Origin of the sequence: Desulfosarcina variabilis str. Montpellier (assembly GCF_048565275.1) — a bacterium.
GTDB lineage: Bacteria > Desulfobacterota > Desulfobacteria > Desulfobacterales > Desulfosarcinaceae > Desulfosarcina > Desulfosarcina variabilis.
Genome location: NZ_CP159846.1, coordinates 9310837 through 9325653 on the forward strand (window position 1 = coordinate 9310837; position 14817 = coordinate 9325653).

The following is a 14817-nucleotide window of genomic DNA, read 5'->3' on the forward strand; positions in this document are numbered from 1 at the left end:
TCTGCCATTTTCTCGCTTAAGATTGCGCCGATCCTCCATCACAAGGCAGGACTCCCTGAGACCTTTAGCTTTCCGAGATAATATCGCTTGACGTAGTTTCGCTAAACGGGGTCCCAATACAAGGTGTTATTCGCATCAATATCGCACTTTTCGGCCTCAAAACGGGCATTATAGGCATCGATGGTTTCTTTTAACTCGAAGCCATCCTTCGATGGTCGAACAGGTCTTCCAACTGACATTGCACCAAGCTTTCTTTTTAACTCAGCAACAAAGGTTTCACCACCAAACGCAATGGATTGCGTCCATTTGGTGTCTCGAGTTAAGCCTGTCTTCTGCTCAAGCGCAGCAATAATCCATTGCCGGTGTTCATTTTGAAAACGCTGGGAATTATCAAATCCAGCCAATCGGCTCAATATGTTGTAATCGATTAAAACACACTTTCGCCGAGGAAACTGTATCTCATTATACCCTCCGTGCCGCCATTGCTCAGGATGATCAACGACCCCGGCTCGAACCATATTCATATCAATGTACACTATACATCGAATCAGGTGGGCTCCATCTTCAATAATGGTAGCATGATATCGGTCTTCCCAAAATGAACCGCTAAGGCTTTTCCGCTGATTGAACTCTTGACCAACTCTACCAGCTGAAAGGCCCTTTGTCGATCCCATCACCCCTTCTGGCCATACTGTGGTTGCCGATCGAGGATACCAAGAGCATGCCTTTTTTGATTACTTGAAAGATCAGAACAAGCATTTCATTATTCGGATCAAAGCCAGCACGGTCAAAAACGTTGTCAGTGCAAATGATGTCTGTCCGGATAGTATCGTCTTTTACGATGCCGAAGTACTGCTTGGCACCAAGGAAAACAAAAATCAGTCACAAAAACCGGTGCGGCTCGTAGGGTACCGGATTGAAGGCGTCGATTACTGGATCGCTACGGATCGAAGAGATCTGACAGCCGAGCAAATCGCCGAAATTTATAAACTCAGATGGGATGTTGAAAACTTCTTTGCTTGGTGGAAACGCCATCTGAGGGTCTATCATTTAATTGATAGAACAAAGCACGGCTTGATGGTACAGGTTTATAGTGGCCTCATTACCTATCTGCTGCTTGCCATCCATTGTCATGAGAACCATGGTGAACCGGTCACCATAAAGCGAGTTCGAGAGTTACGGATCAAAATTCAAAACGAACTTCGTGCATCTGCTGGAGTTAATTCAGGTCATCAATTTTTTAAAGACCGGGAACATCAAAATTTATATGCAAAGACCTAACCGGAAATTACTGATATCAATTGCGTAAACTTGGCGGTCCGTTGTGTTTCAATTTGGCGACATGTTGCCCAAAAGATACATTTATACTTTACAGCAGGATGAACAGCCCTGCCATAGCACCAAACAATATAAATTATGGACAGTTGGTCCCTTTTTTTGTATCAATAAGGCAACATGTTGCCAAATAGATACATTTATGACGTCACGACGGGATGGACATTCCCGCCGTGACAGCAGCGGCCCCCAGAGGAGTCATTCCATGCCAAATCCAGAATGCGAAGATATTCAGTTCGTTAAGGACCAGCTGGAACTGTTTCAGCTGATATTTGACAGTATTCATAATGGGGCGATCGTAACCGATATCGATGGCATCGTCACCCATCTGAACAAAGCCTATGCCGACTTTCTAGGCGTCCCCGTGGCCGAGTGCATCGGCAAGCACTGCACCGAACTGGTGGAAAGCAGCCGCATGCATATCGTCGCCCGCACCGGGCGTCCTGAGATCAATCACATGCAGATGATTCGCGGAAAAAATATCGTCGTTTACCGCTTTCCCATCAAAAAGGAAGGGCGAGTGATCTCCGCCTTCGGGCTGGTGATGTTCCAGGATGTGGGTGAGATGGTCAGACTGGCCAAACGGATGCATGAACTCGAATCCCAGCTCAAACGCTACAAGGAAAAACAGGTTAGCCTGCGGTCGACGCATTACACACTGGACAGCATCGTCGGCAGCAGTCGGACGATCACCGACCTCAAGCAGGACGCCCTGATGGCGGCCACCAACGACTACCCGGTGCTGATTGTTGGTGAGAGTGGAACGGGCAAGGAACTTTTCGCCCAGGGCATCCATCACGCCAGCCCCCGGGCGGTTCACCCGTTCGTCCAGATCAATTGCGCTGCCATTCCCAAAGACCTGTTGGAAGCCGAACTTTTCGGCTACGATCGCGGGGCTTTCACCGGCGCTCTGTCGGGCGGCAAACCGGGGAAATTCGAACTGGCCAACAAAGGTACAATTTTTCTGGACGAAATCGGGGATCTGCCCCTCGAGATGCAACCCAAGCTGCTGCGCGTGCTGGAGGAAAAGGTGTTCGAGCGGATCGGCGGGAACACTGTCATGCAGTCGGATTTCAGGGTCATCGCCGCCACCAATCAGAACCTGGAACGGCTGATTGAAGCAGGTCGCTTCCGCCGGGATCTATATTATCGGCTCAACGTCATCTCATTGTCTATCCCACCGCTGAAAGCGCGCAAGGACGATATCGTACCCATTGCCCGGCACCTACTCGGGTGTTCGCCACAGCAGCCCGGCGACCACGAAGTTGGGCTCAGCCCATTGGCAGTCGATGCGCTGCTCGGCCATTCGTGGCCAGGAAATGTCCGCGAACTGGCCAATGTTCTCGACCGGGCCAAGGCCACCATGGGTGGAGAAACCGTCGAGTTGGAGGACCTGCCCGTTGCCCTCAGGCCAAGCGCAGCCATGCCTGTCGATGCCGGCACGATGCCAATCCAACAGGTTAAAGCCGATGCGGAAAAAGCGGCGATTGTCGCGGCCCTGAAAAAAACCGGGAACAATAAGGTCAAGGCCGCGGCTCTGCTGAGTATTAACCGTCCCCTGCTCTACAAAAAAATGAAAAAGTATGCCATCGCTCTGGACGGTAAGGGGTGACGCCATCCCGTTTGACACATCCCAATAAGATGTAAATTGCACGCTCCCGGTCTAATCACCGTCCAGCGCCTTGCGGGCTTCTTCCCGACTTTCATAGATATGCGGGGCGACCCCTCGCCGCTCCAGTTCGTCGCCGAGCTTCATGCGCAGGAATGTGCTGGTCGTGTAACGGGTGACGCTCTCATAAAACCCGGCCGCGTATTTGACCATTTCAACATATTCATCAATTAGGTGCGGCGAGACATTGAAGTTGTCATAGTTGGCGATGGTATGAACCTTTTTGCCCAAGGGTTTCAGTGCATCGCTCACGATTTCCTTCATCTGCTGAATTTCCGCACTGTTTTTTACATAGACGTTTTCCAGGTTGATGAAGAAAATGTTATCTGCCGCATGATACGTGAAGCGTTCCGCCAGGGGAATGGTCAACAAATCCTCCTTGATACCCATGCGGCCAAAACGGAAAATGCGACCGTCCATGAGTCTGGGTGGACGCCTGATAATGGGGGTGAAGTCCATGAGCGCCAGTACCTGGGTGTCCAAATCGATCCCCGGAGCGATTTCGGTAAGTTCCAGGCCTTCCTCGCACAGGGAGAAAACGCAGCGTTCGGTGATGTACAGAACCCGCTGCCGGCTCTGGGCCGCATATCTTCCGCTGAAGGTTTTCTGTTCCACCTGCCCGACGAACTTTTTCTGCCGACCTTCCTGAACGATTTTGAGTTGATCGTCTTCAATGGCAAGCTGGAGGCCGCCGGCGGTAAACATCCCCAGGAAACAGACCGTCTTGGCGTTCTGGCTGATGTCAATGAATCCGCCCGGGCCCGTGAAACGGGGGCCGAACCGGCTCACGTTGACGTTGCCTTCCGCGTCCGTCTCGGCCATGCCCAGAAAGGCGATGTCGAGACCGCCACCGTCGTAGAAGTCAAACTGATAGTTCTCCGTGATCAAGGCATCGACGTTGATGCCGGCTCCGAAATCCAGTCCCCCCATGGGAAGCCCGCCGATGATTCCCGATTCTGCCGTCAGGGTGCAATACTCCAGGATACGCTCTTCGTTTGCCACTCGGGACACCCCTTCGGGCATGCCGATGCCGAGATTGACAATGCTGTTCGGTTTCAGTTCGAATGCGGCGCGTCGGGCGACAATCTTGCGGCCGTTCAATTCCAAAGGTGGCACCGCCTGCATGGGCACCCGGTGTTCGCAGCTGAATGCCGTGCTGTATGGCTCGCCAAAGGTCTGCCAATGATTTTCGGGCTTGGCCACGACCACACAGTCGACCAGAATGCCGGGGATGATCACCTCGCGGGCATTGAGCGTGGCCCGGTCGGCCAGCCGTTCGACCTGAACGATCACCACGCCGCCGGAATTCCTGGCGGCCTGGGCCATGCTCAGTGCATCGAGAACCATGGCCTCTTTCTCCATGGAGATATTGCCGTCCGGATCCGCCGTCGTGCCACGCAGGAAGGCCACATGGATGGGGAATGATTTGTAAAGCAGATAATCTTTACCATCTACCTGCATTACCGTGATGAGGTCTTCTCCCCGGGATTTGGTCAGTTCGTTGAGCTTGCCGCCGTCGACCCGCGGATCGATAAACGTACCGAGTCCCACATGGGTCAAATTCCCCGGTTTTCCGGCGGCGATGTCACGATAGAGCTGGGTCACAGCGCCCATGGGAACGTTGTAGGCGAGGATCTTGTTATCGTTGACCAGTTTTCCCAAGCCCGGCGTCAGTCCCGTATGACCGCAGATGATTCTACCCACCAACCCCTCAATAGCCAGATGGTTCAGGCCTTTGGTCTTTCCGTCCCCCTGACCCGCCGGATAGGTTAAGGTCAGGTTTCGGGGCCTGCCGGTTTTCAGGAATCGATCTTTGAGCGCAATGGCCAGTTCCTCTGCAAAGCCTGCCCCGACGAACCCGGCCGTCACAATCGTGTCGTCGTCACGGATGAGTTCGATGGCCTCCTGGGCGCTGACAATTTTGCCTTTCTTCATCCGCATGGCCGCAATGGGATCGATCATTGGGTGTTTGATTTCAATGAGATGCTGTTTTCCGATCAGTGGATGGGGTTCTTTTTCCATAACGGTGCTCCTTAGGGGGATGAATTCAAATGGGGCGAATGGAACGTGACACGTACCTGCGCCTCCCCGAACACAAATTCAATTTTCTGTACGGACCTTTTGGAGGCTGGAAAACAGCAATTACTGTACCAATGCCATCAATTTTATCACTTAACTTTCGTGAACGCTGAAAGGAAGGGAGTAAGTTCGCCTTCGATTCATTTATTTGATCCTTGTATGAGCGCTTCAAATTTTAGTATTATTAAAATGCATTAAATCGACTATCAGTTTTAAAGCCGCTTATTTTTCCGTTATTATTGGTTACAGTTAGAATAGAACTGAGGAGAAGCCAGAATGAGGAAAAATATGTCTAAATATACTATCCGTCGGGTTACATCCCGCATTAAAACAGGATTGTTTCGCCAAAAGGAAAGACGTTCCAGATCTGAGACTGGAAGTAACAAGGTCTTGGTAGGCGCATTAATCGGATTAACAGGGACAATTATAGTAGCGTTGATCGGATTAATAGGGACTATAATTTCAGCAAGAAATCAATTGGTGGGATCAATGGAGCAGATACAAGCTCAATCGGAGCGGGTAGAAAAAATTGAAGAAAACAAATTCAGACTTGAGAGAAATCGCTTCATTCAAGAGCTTTTCATGAAAATTATCGACAGTGCAGATAATCCCGACAGAAACAATGCTCCGACCATTAAGGCAAAGATTGAAGCTTTGGGAGCCAGTGGTGAGAAGGACGAGGTGCTGGATTACCTGATTATGCTTCGTGGTTTTTACAAAACTCGAAACAATAATCTATATAGACATCACATTGACAAAACGATACAAAAAATCCTGCTTCCCGACAGGAAAGATTTAACAGATATGAAATTCAGCCTCAAAGACAACAATAATGCCTTGAAGGGTCGAAGAAAATGTAGTCGTGTAAACGTCCTTACAAACTTCACTAATTTTGATCTTTCCGGTGCTGATTTTGACGGGTGCACACTAGTGGGGGCAGTTTTTAGAAACACCATTTTAGAAAACGCAAGTTTTGAAGGGGCAATGCTGATCGGGGCGAATTTTCAATCCTCGGACTTGTCGGGAGCAAGTTTTGCGCATCACCCTTCACGAGCAAAATGGAAAACAGATATCAATGGTGCCGATTTCAGAGGGGCCACACTAGATGGAGTAGCCTTCAAAGAAGTTGTTAATCTCGAAAACGCACATTTTTCCCCTGATATGATAATAAAATTCAGCATAGAACGGACTAAGAATCAAGGGCCGTTTGCAGGTGTAGGGGATCAGACGATAGAAGCGTTATATAATAATCACAAAAACAGTATAATTGCTGAGGCTAAGAAAAATAAGGATTTCCTTCAGGAATTAAAAAAAACACCTGTTTGGAAAAAACTGAGATTGTCATTCGTTCTATGACGCACAGCTTAGGTTTTATTCAGAAATTACTTGATCCATAGACTTTGCTTGGGAATTTTTAGAAACCAGCTTAGCTTCAATAAACCTCGGTGTTACCGCTTGGATTTCAGCTCTCTCCATTACATCGACATTCGAATTATCAGAATGATGGTAGACTATCAACCCTCTTCCCTGTAAGTCAATTTCATAACCGAAGTCCGTATAAATGCGATTTTTGTTTCGCTCCTTTACAAATCCGCTGAACAATGGAAATTCCATTAGGACCCTTTTTGCTAGAAGTTCTGCCCATGCTTCGTTTTCTTTATCTTCATTTCCCCCAAGTTTATTCGTGTGAAAAACATCAGCATATACTAAATGGGATTTGTTTTTGGCATTTATAACCACTCCGTAAATTATTTTCCCATCTGCCGTATCGTGGATCAGTGTATTTCTATCTTGGCTTGATTTATTATTAATTTTTAGAATCCACGTTTTATTTGTTTCTTCGAACCCTCCTGATGCATTTAGGTTAAATCGTTTAAAGCTTTGCAATGTCTTAATTAGACTACGTTTAAAACTTTCGTTGTTGGTATTTAGGATCGACTCTTTATCTATTACCAACTCCATTCGTTGGTCTGGCTCAAACGGTGCCGGAAGTTTCCTAATAACAATTTTTTCTTGGGGAATCTGTTTGTTGAGGCAGAATACAATTTTGTTCTTACCCATTTTTAATTTGATTGATTTTGTCAGCTTGGCGATTTGAATATTGGTGGGGAATCTGTATATTTTTATAGGGGGATAGCCCGATCCTTCATTTCTGATCTCCAAGGATTTAAGCTTGTCTGCATTTTCAATCGAGAACTGTAACGGCATCGATTCCTGGTAAATAGTTACCTCGTGGTTCGCCTCGAGAAAGAACCCTTCAAACGAAATCTTCACTTCACGCACATTGGCTTGTAACGAATAGAAACCTGCTTGGCTTGACATCAAGCTAGCAAGAAGTGGCTGATTTTTTGTACTCATCAGGCTGTCCGGTGAAATGTAGGAATGGGTGGCATTGCCAAGGATATCTTTCGCTATAACTGTTACCGTTTCCATGCTATCAACAACATGGCTGAAGTGGTTTTCCAACGTTAAGTCCACTGGCTGCCCGTCGATAGTCAGTGAAGCCGCTCCGGCTTCATCAGTCAGATACCCGTTAATCGACCATTTACGTATATTCTGGTATGCACCTTCCCCAATCGGCTCGAAGAAAATGTCCGGCCCTTCACGATCCACTTGAACAGTGACCTTTCGACTGGCCGGTATCCCTTTGAGGTTTGTAGCTTCTATCTTTATTTCGTGCAGGCCTGACAAGAGGTTAAACGTTTCTCTGAATCGAAGGTGCTTCTGAGGCCGGTTGATCCTTTGAAGCTTGCCGTTAATCATACTGCCCTGAACATAGACCAAGCATTTTTCAATATAATTGTCATCTTCGACAAAACCGGACACAACAACAGGATTGGCGCGAGTCAAAAAGAGCCCTGATTCTTCATCTAAAATGATTTTTGGTGTAGTAAACGGTCGCGGAGTCGACTGAACCAAAGCACGACGGGTAAGGTTCAAAAAGTAGTTCGCTTTGTCAGAATACGTCTGGGATAATGAAAGCTCAAGATACCTTTCGGCATCTTCGTAGTTATGCATCTTGTAATAAATGATCCCCAATTCCCTGCGAGGAAAAAGGTCGAGTGTCCAGTCCCCGGGTTTTAGATAATCCCATTGATCAGAAACAGACTCTGATATAGCCATTTTAAAGTCATCAATGGCGAGATCAAAGCATTCGCAACGGGCATATTCAACACCCCGTTCATAGTACTCATCCGCTTCACCCCATGCAATGATCACATTTCCACATTCATGACCTTCTTTTGTACATGAATTGCTGTCTACTGAAACGATTCGACATCCGCTTAACATAAAGGCAGTGAATGCACCGAAAAAAAAAGCAATGCCAATAATTGATTTCATCTTATTTCCCATAGCAATCATTGAAAGCGGCGGGTAGTCATGTTAAAGGTAAAATTTATTTGGTATCATATTTCTATTGTTGATAGGTAAATCTTACGACTTTGGTTCATAAAACACCTTAGCCAAGTTCAAACAGTTCAAGAACAAAAAATGAGAGCCACGCTGAAAGTCATCATTTGAATATTATTAGATAATACTTGGATTATCAGATAATTTCAATAGTACCAAAACTTCTTTTCGATTTGACATTGCTTGCTATTTTTTATAGATTTTTTAGAGGTTCTAGTAGAAATAATCTAAATTGCTACGTCTTCCTCAAAAAAATATTACACACCAATAAAACAAGACTCATCACCCCCGAAAGGAGGTGCGATCAGATATTAAGCGAATACTTCCTGCTGCCTTTATTATTCTCTTGATAGATCAGATATTCAGCTCATTGCAGACTCAAACTTTATCCTATGCAGGTGGAATCGGCGCATTCTCTTGCAAATGCGTATCATGAAACAGGTTACCAGACACTACAATTTCCTGAAATTCACTTGTTCTCGAATCTTCCTGAATCAACTCATATTTCTGGTGGGTTTTAAAACTCAGGTAACGAGACAAGGCGTTAAAAATGCAAAGGATAATTCGATTATGGTCTCTATGGCAAACAAAGTTATCAGATTTCATTCAATCTTTGTCCTCGCCAGCATCTTTTTGATTACTTCAACAACACATGCGCAACTCTCTGTTGAGAGCGTATCACAGAACATCGGCCAAGTGGGCGGGGAAAATCTTTCAATAACCATCAGTGGTTCCGGTTTCGATAGCGGCACCCGGATCATGATGGTTCCCGACGTTGGCAACCGCCACCAGCGAATCGCGTCATTGGAGATGCCCTTTTCCACTCAACATTTGACTGCATCCGGCCACTATGCTTACGTTGCCGGAAACGGTAATCTGCAGGCCGTGGATCTCAGCCAACCGATGTCGCCGGAAATGATCGGCGAACCGTTTCCTATCTCAGATTGGGTCACGAGTCTCACATCGAAGGGAAATATTCTATGCGTCGGCCTACTCCATCAAGGGCTCTGGCTGATAGACGTCTCAATCCCTAATAATCCGTCAATAATTACAACGATTACTGAAACCGGTGGTGCAATTCGGGATAGTGTTTTCGTCGGAAATTTTGTTTACGCGGTTAACGACCATGAACTGCTGGCCGTGAACATGGACGACCCGGCCGACATCAGAAGGGTCAAACCAGATATCTCAACGGACAGTTGGAATAATTTAGCTATAGGCGGTCAGTACGCATATATCGCCGACAGCAACGGACTGAATGTCATTTCTTTAGGTAATCTATCTGATCCAGAACTAACGTATATCGGGGCCGCGCCCTTGTCCGGCAGTTGGGTTGGCAACAGCGTAAACGTATCAGAAAACAGAGCTTACATAACCGGGGCCGGCACTCAACCCGACAATACCGATTGGGGATTGCAGATATTCGATATCAGCGATCCGGAATGCCCTGAGGTCATTGGTTTAATAAAAACCAATCAGGCTGCCACAGGTGTCAACGTTTTTGGTAGAAGGGCTTATGTGATTCAAGAATACGAAAACGCCCTTACCGTTAATATTGATGATTCTTCCACCCCCATTGTTGTCGGCATTGTAAAGCCGTCCGGATTTATCTGCGGCTTGGAGGTCATCAACAACGTGATGGTTGTTGCTTCATCGATTTCCGGTCTTGAAATTTACGACGCAGAAGATCCAAGGCCTTCGCTGGTGCAAGGCGTAGTAAGCTTGCAAGGTGCCGAAGGCATCGATATTGAAGGCCAATACGCCTATGTCGCCAATTGGTCGGGTCTGCATCTGGTTGATGTCCGCTATCCTCGTGCGCCTCAGCTTTTAAAATCCGTTGATATCCCGGGTGGAGCCAAAGCCGTTGAAGTGATGACGTGGGAAAATTATGTTTGGGCATTTGTGGCAGGTGGATACGGAAGATGCACGTTGGTTGATTATACGATTATTGACGGTACCCCCTCTTATAATTCACCTTATCAAGAAGACTTCTATGTGGAGTTGCCAACTGGCCTTGCCCGTGATCTAAAAATCGGACAGGACGTTGCATATGTCATAACCGACAGCCAAGTTGACGGTGCCGCACTATATAGCCTCGATATATCCAGGCCGATTGTCACCTACAAGCCAAATGAAGAGTTTATCCTCGCTGAATGGTCGCTTCCACCGAACCCAATTACAGCCCCTGTCAATCCCATGCATCTCGATATCAACGGTGGATTTGCCTGTGTAGCCGATTGGTATAATGGCCTGTGGCTCATCGACATTGAGAGATCCACCTCAATACCGCAGCTCAAATCCGTGCCCGGCACAGCCGAAGATGTGGCCGTCATTGGTTCCCGGGCGCTCGTGGCGGGCGATCAATTTGTGGATAACAACGAAAATAAGAGAGGCGGCCTTTACATTGTCGATCTCGACAATCTGACCGCGGAAGCTGATGTTGTGGATGTCCCTGCAGACGTAAATACCATTACCATTTCTGGAAACAGGGCTTATTTGGGCACGAACTATGGTTTTTATATTGCCGATATAGCATCATTGGATGCTCCAGTTGTCATTGGCAGAATCGACACCTTGGGCGACCCACAAGAAATTATTCAAAAAGATGACCTTATTTATGTGGTTGACCGAACCATCGGCCTGACGATTCTGCCTGATCCAGTTGAGATCATTGAAAAGGTCATTGACAGCGAGGAGCAGATGACGGTGACAATGCCCAGTCCCCCTCTGGCAGGTCATTACAACATATGGGTCTCCAACCAGGACGCCACAGATGAACTGATCGGAGCGGTTACCTTTTTGTCTCCTTCAGATTATAGTAATCTATCTGAAAAAAAGGCGATCCTCATTGCCGGTCGCAATCCTGGTAATGTCGAATTATGGGAAGCGACCCAATTATGCCTCAGGACAGCATACAAGGCCCTTTTAAACAGAGGGTACGACAAAGAGAACATATTCTTTCTCAGCCCTGAAGGGGTTGACCTGGATGGGGATGGAAGCAATGACGAGGATCACTCAAGCTTGGATGCATTGACATGGCCGGTCGAGGGGTGGCCTTCGGAAACCGGGGAATTGCTGGTTTACATGGTTGGCCACGGCACTGATCGCGGGTTTCAATTCGATGGCAGCCAGTTTCTCTGGGCCGAGGAGTTGGACGGTTGGCTGGATGACATCGCGCCCGACATCGCTACCAGGACCGTGTTGGTCTATGATGCCTGCCGCTCCGGCAGCTTTCTCCAGGAGCTGACCCCTGCTGGAGAAAACCGTATCGTGATTGCCAGCACCAAGCCGAATGATACTGCCCTTTTCGGCAGCGATGGCACGCTGTCATTCTCTTATCACTTCTGGAGCCGTCTTTTTAATGATTCCAATCTGGCCAGGGCGTTCAACCGGGCTAAAAGTCTAGTTCGCGCCCCCCAGGTCGCCCAGCTCGATGCCAACGGGAACGGCATTGCGAACGAACTGCAGGATGACATCGCAGGCATTGAAATCGGTGCGGTCCACTCTACGGACCGGGTCGGTCCAAACATCGGCCGAATATCCGAGCCGATCTCATTAAGTGACACAACAGAGGCCACATTCGAAGCAAGCTCCGTTTCTTCAGACGCCGGTGGCGAGTTGTCGGTCTGGGCTGAGATTCTACCGCCCGGCTCCTGGACCGGGGCGACATCCATCACCGACAATACCATAATCCAGCTCGTAGATGATAACAGCGGCGTTTATCAGGGCAGTTATGCCGACTTTTCCATTTCGGGCACCTATCAGGTGCTGCTGCAAGCCAGGGATCTAAGCGGTGTCTCACTGCCAAAGGAATTATTGGTTTACAAGGACGGAGCGGATACTTATGAACCTGACGATGTCAGCGCTCAAGCAAAAAGCATCGGCCTGACCCCAGACAGCCCACAGCATCACCACTTTCACCAGGCAGGGGACGAGGATTGGATCAAATTCTATGGGATTGCCGGAGAGACCTATACCATCGCCGCGACGAACCTTTTTCCCGACTGTAACATCGTTTTGGAGTTGTTCGACAGCAATGGGTCATCACTGCTCGACGAGCCAAAGGACACGATCGGAGATCCGAATGCCGATGAAATCATCGATTGGCAATGCCAAACAAGCGGTATTCACTATATCCGGTTGACACACAAGCAACCGGAACAATTTGGAATCGGTACCGACTACGACATCAGCATTTACAGGCCGATAGCACCGCCCAATCAGGGAACGCTTGCCGGGAAGATCCTGGATGAGCAAACGGGAGATCCAATCCAGGACGCCATCATTCGCACTAGTGGAAACTGCACATTTATCAGTCTTAATGACGGATCATATCTGGTCAGCGATGCACCGGGTACGTGCACGATAACTGTAAGTGCAGATAATTATACAACCCAAACAATTTCGGTAGAGATCCCCGAAGTGGGCAGCACCCCGCTTGATATCAAAATGGTCAAAGGGACCGGCTCATCATCTTCTACTGATACCGATGGAGGCGGTGGAGGCGGTGGATGTTTCATCGGGCTGATTGATCAGGAATGACTTAATTTCGGGATGTGGGCAACCGGGGGGGAAACCCCATTATTGAGCTACTCAATTTGATGCCCATTTATCTATCGGTAGCAAGGTGCAAATCCCACGAATAACGAATAGGAAACTCAGCATGATAGCTGCCTGGCGTGCCCACCGTTGGATTCTGTGTACCTTGCTGGTAGGCTTTTTTTATTTACCCTGGCCAATTGGACTTGTATGGGGTCAGGAACTTCGCAGGATTGAGATCCCCTCTTCGTTCAATCCGGTTGGATCCGGTGCTCGGGCATTGGGGATGGGCGGAGCGTTCATCGGCTTAGCCGACGACGGCACGGCAGCCTCCTGGAACCCCGCCGGACTGTCTAAACTCAATAAAAGGCGAGCCTCTTTTGCCCTGTCCGCCTTTGATCGCAGCGAAGACAATACCTTTGGCACAAACCCGGAGGCCGACGGAAAGCAAAGCGTCTCCCAGGGCAACATCAATTACGCCAGCCTTGTATATCCATTAAAGCAGATCGAGCCCCATATGGTTGTTGCCGTAACCTATCAGTACCTTTACGACCTCAATCGACAATGGCAGGTTCCATTTCGTATCATTTCTGAAACCGTAAATGCCCATCAAACGTTTGATTTCGAGCAATCCGGCGGGCTCTCTGCTTTAGGGCTGACCTACAGCGTGATACCTGTTAGGAGATGGCGATTCGGCATCGGTTTTACAGTCAATATCTGGGATGCGGGTTTCAATCCTAGCCAGTGGGAAGAAACAACCCGTCAAACATGGTCCGGCACACTGAACGGCAATCGTTTCAACATGGTCACCGAGATCTATAATAAATATACATTCAGTGGATACAATGTGAATCTGGGTGTGCTTTGGAAACCGATCAAAGACAGGCTGCAGATCGGTGCTGTTTTTAAAAGTCCGTTCAAGGCCGATATCAGCCATGAGAAGCGGACGTCGTCTGATCTTCAATACCCTGATGAGCCAGAGGCTGACGTAACCAATTCAACCCGGGTCGTAACCGATGAGACCCTTGAGATGCCCATGTCCTATGGATTGGGTCTATCCTACCGCCTAAGACCAAACTTTATCGTTAACCTTGATTTTTACCGCACCGAATGGTCCGATTTTGTGCTTGAAGATGCACAGGGCAATCGAACATCACCCATCAGCGGCAAACCCATCGATGAATCCGCAGTAGACGCGACGCACCAAATTCGACTGGGTGGACAGTATCTATTCCTCCGTCCGGGTTCATCTATAAACGACTACGAATTTCCGTTGCGTGCCGGTGTCTTTTATGACCCCGCACCGGCCGAGGGTAGTCCGGACGATTTCTACGGATTCAGTTTGGGCTCCGGCATGAAAATCTACAGAAAAGATCCAAAATCTGATCCCGCTAACCCTACAAGGAAAGATTTCTTAGCCATAGACATTGTCTATCAATTCCGATTCGGGAGAAATGTTAGCTCCGCAGTCTTTGAGAATTTAAATTTTTCACAGGACGTCGATGAACACACATTCATCGCATCTGCTATCTTATTTTTCTGAAACATCATATGGTTTACCCCAATGTTGCATAAAAAACATTGGGGTTTATATAGGTCCTTTAAGGCAGAAGATCCGCGATATCGCACACATCCAGTTCCAGCACCCTTAAACTTGCGTTTATCCGATTGACATTGCAATCAATGGCGACAATACCGCCGGATATCTCCTTAAGCGATTCGACATGCTCCTTGATCGTCTGGATTTCTCGGGCCATTTCCTTGTAGTCGTAGTTATTTTGCAT

Annotated in this window: 8 protein-coding genes and 1 pseudogene; 5 read left to right on the forward strand and 4 right to left on the reverse strand. The window is 48.0% G+C overall.

Annotated features, from left to right (window positions below):
• Nucleotides 1-101 precede the first annotated feature (101 nt).
• Nucleotides 102-674: a transposase gene (locus Dvar_RS41795; RefSeq protein ID WP_419659394.1), complete on the reverse strand. Its 573-nt coding sequence runs from the start codon at nt 672-674 to the stop codon at nt 102-104.
• On the opposite strand from Dvar_RS41795, the pseudogene Dvar_RS41800 reads away from it, so the two are divergent.
• Together Dvar_RS41800 and Dvar_RS41805 are read left to right on the forward strand one after the other, a co-directional pair.
• Nucleotides 652-1209, forward strand: a pseudogene (locus Dvar_RS41800) (IS4 family transposase); the annotation flags it as partial. The gene Dvar_RS41795 and the pseudogene Dvar_RS41800 sit on opposite strands and share 23 nt — an antisense overlap.
• A 331-nt stretch (nt 1210-1540) precedes the next feature.
• Nucleotides 1541-2947 (forward strand): sigma-54 interaction domain-containing protein, encoded by a 1407-nt coding sequence (locus Dvar_RS41805; RefSeq protein WP_419659395.1) that lies wholly within the window; start codon nt 1541-1543, stop codon nt 2945-2947.
• A 51-nt stretch (nt 2948-2998) separates the two neighbouring features.
• Here Dvar_RS41805 and Dvar_RS41810 read toward each other — a convergent pair whose 3' ends face one another.
• Complete coding sequence (locus Dvar_RS41810) at nt 2999-5026, reverse strand: acyl CoA:acetate/3-ketoacid CoA transferase (protein ID WP_419659396.1); 2028 nt, start codon at nt 5024-5026, stop codon at nt 2999-3001.
• A 333-nt stretch (nt 5027-5359) separates the two neighbouring features.
• On the opposite strand from Dvar_RS41810, the gene Dvar_RS41815 reads away from it, so the two are divergent.
• Nucleotides 5360-6439, forward strand: a complete 1080-nt coding sequence (locus Dvar_RS41815) for a pentapeptide repeat-containing protein (RefSeq protein ID WP_419659397.1) — start codon at nt 5360-5362, stop codon at nt 6437-6439.
• Between the two features lie 15 nt (nt 6440-6454).
• Here Dvar_RS41815 and Dvar_RS41820 read toward each other — a convergent pair whose 3' ends face one another.
• Nucleotides 6455-8425: a hypothetical protein gene (locus Dvar_RS41820; protein ID WP_419659398.1), complete on the reverse strand. Its 1971-nt coding sequence runs from the start codon at nt 8423-8425 to the stop codon at nt 6455-6457.
• A gap of 501 nt (nt 8426-8926) precedes the next feature.
• Here Dvar_RS41820 and Dvar_RS41825 point away from each other — a divergent pair.
• Nucleotides 8927-13036: a hypothetical protein gene (locus Dvar_RS41825; protein WP_419659399.1), complete on the forward strand. Its 4110-nt coding sequence runs from the start codon at nt 8927-8929 to the stop codon at nt 13034-13036.
• A 163-nt stretch (nt 13037-13199) separates the two neighbouring features.
• Complete coding sequence (locus Dvar_RS41830; RefSeq protein WP_419659400.1) at nt 13200-14576, forward strand: OmpP1/FadL family transporter; 1377 nt, start codon at nt 13200-13202, stop codon at nt 14574-14576.
• Between the two features lie 58 nt (nt 14577-14634).
• On the opposite strand, the gene Dvar_RS41835 is transcribed toward Dvar_RS41830, so the two are convergent.
• A complete protein-coding gene (locus tag Dvar_RS41835) occupies nt 14635-14817 on the reverse strand; it encodes a hypothetical protein (protein WP_419659401.1) in 183 nt (60 codons plus the stop codon).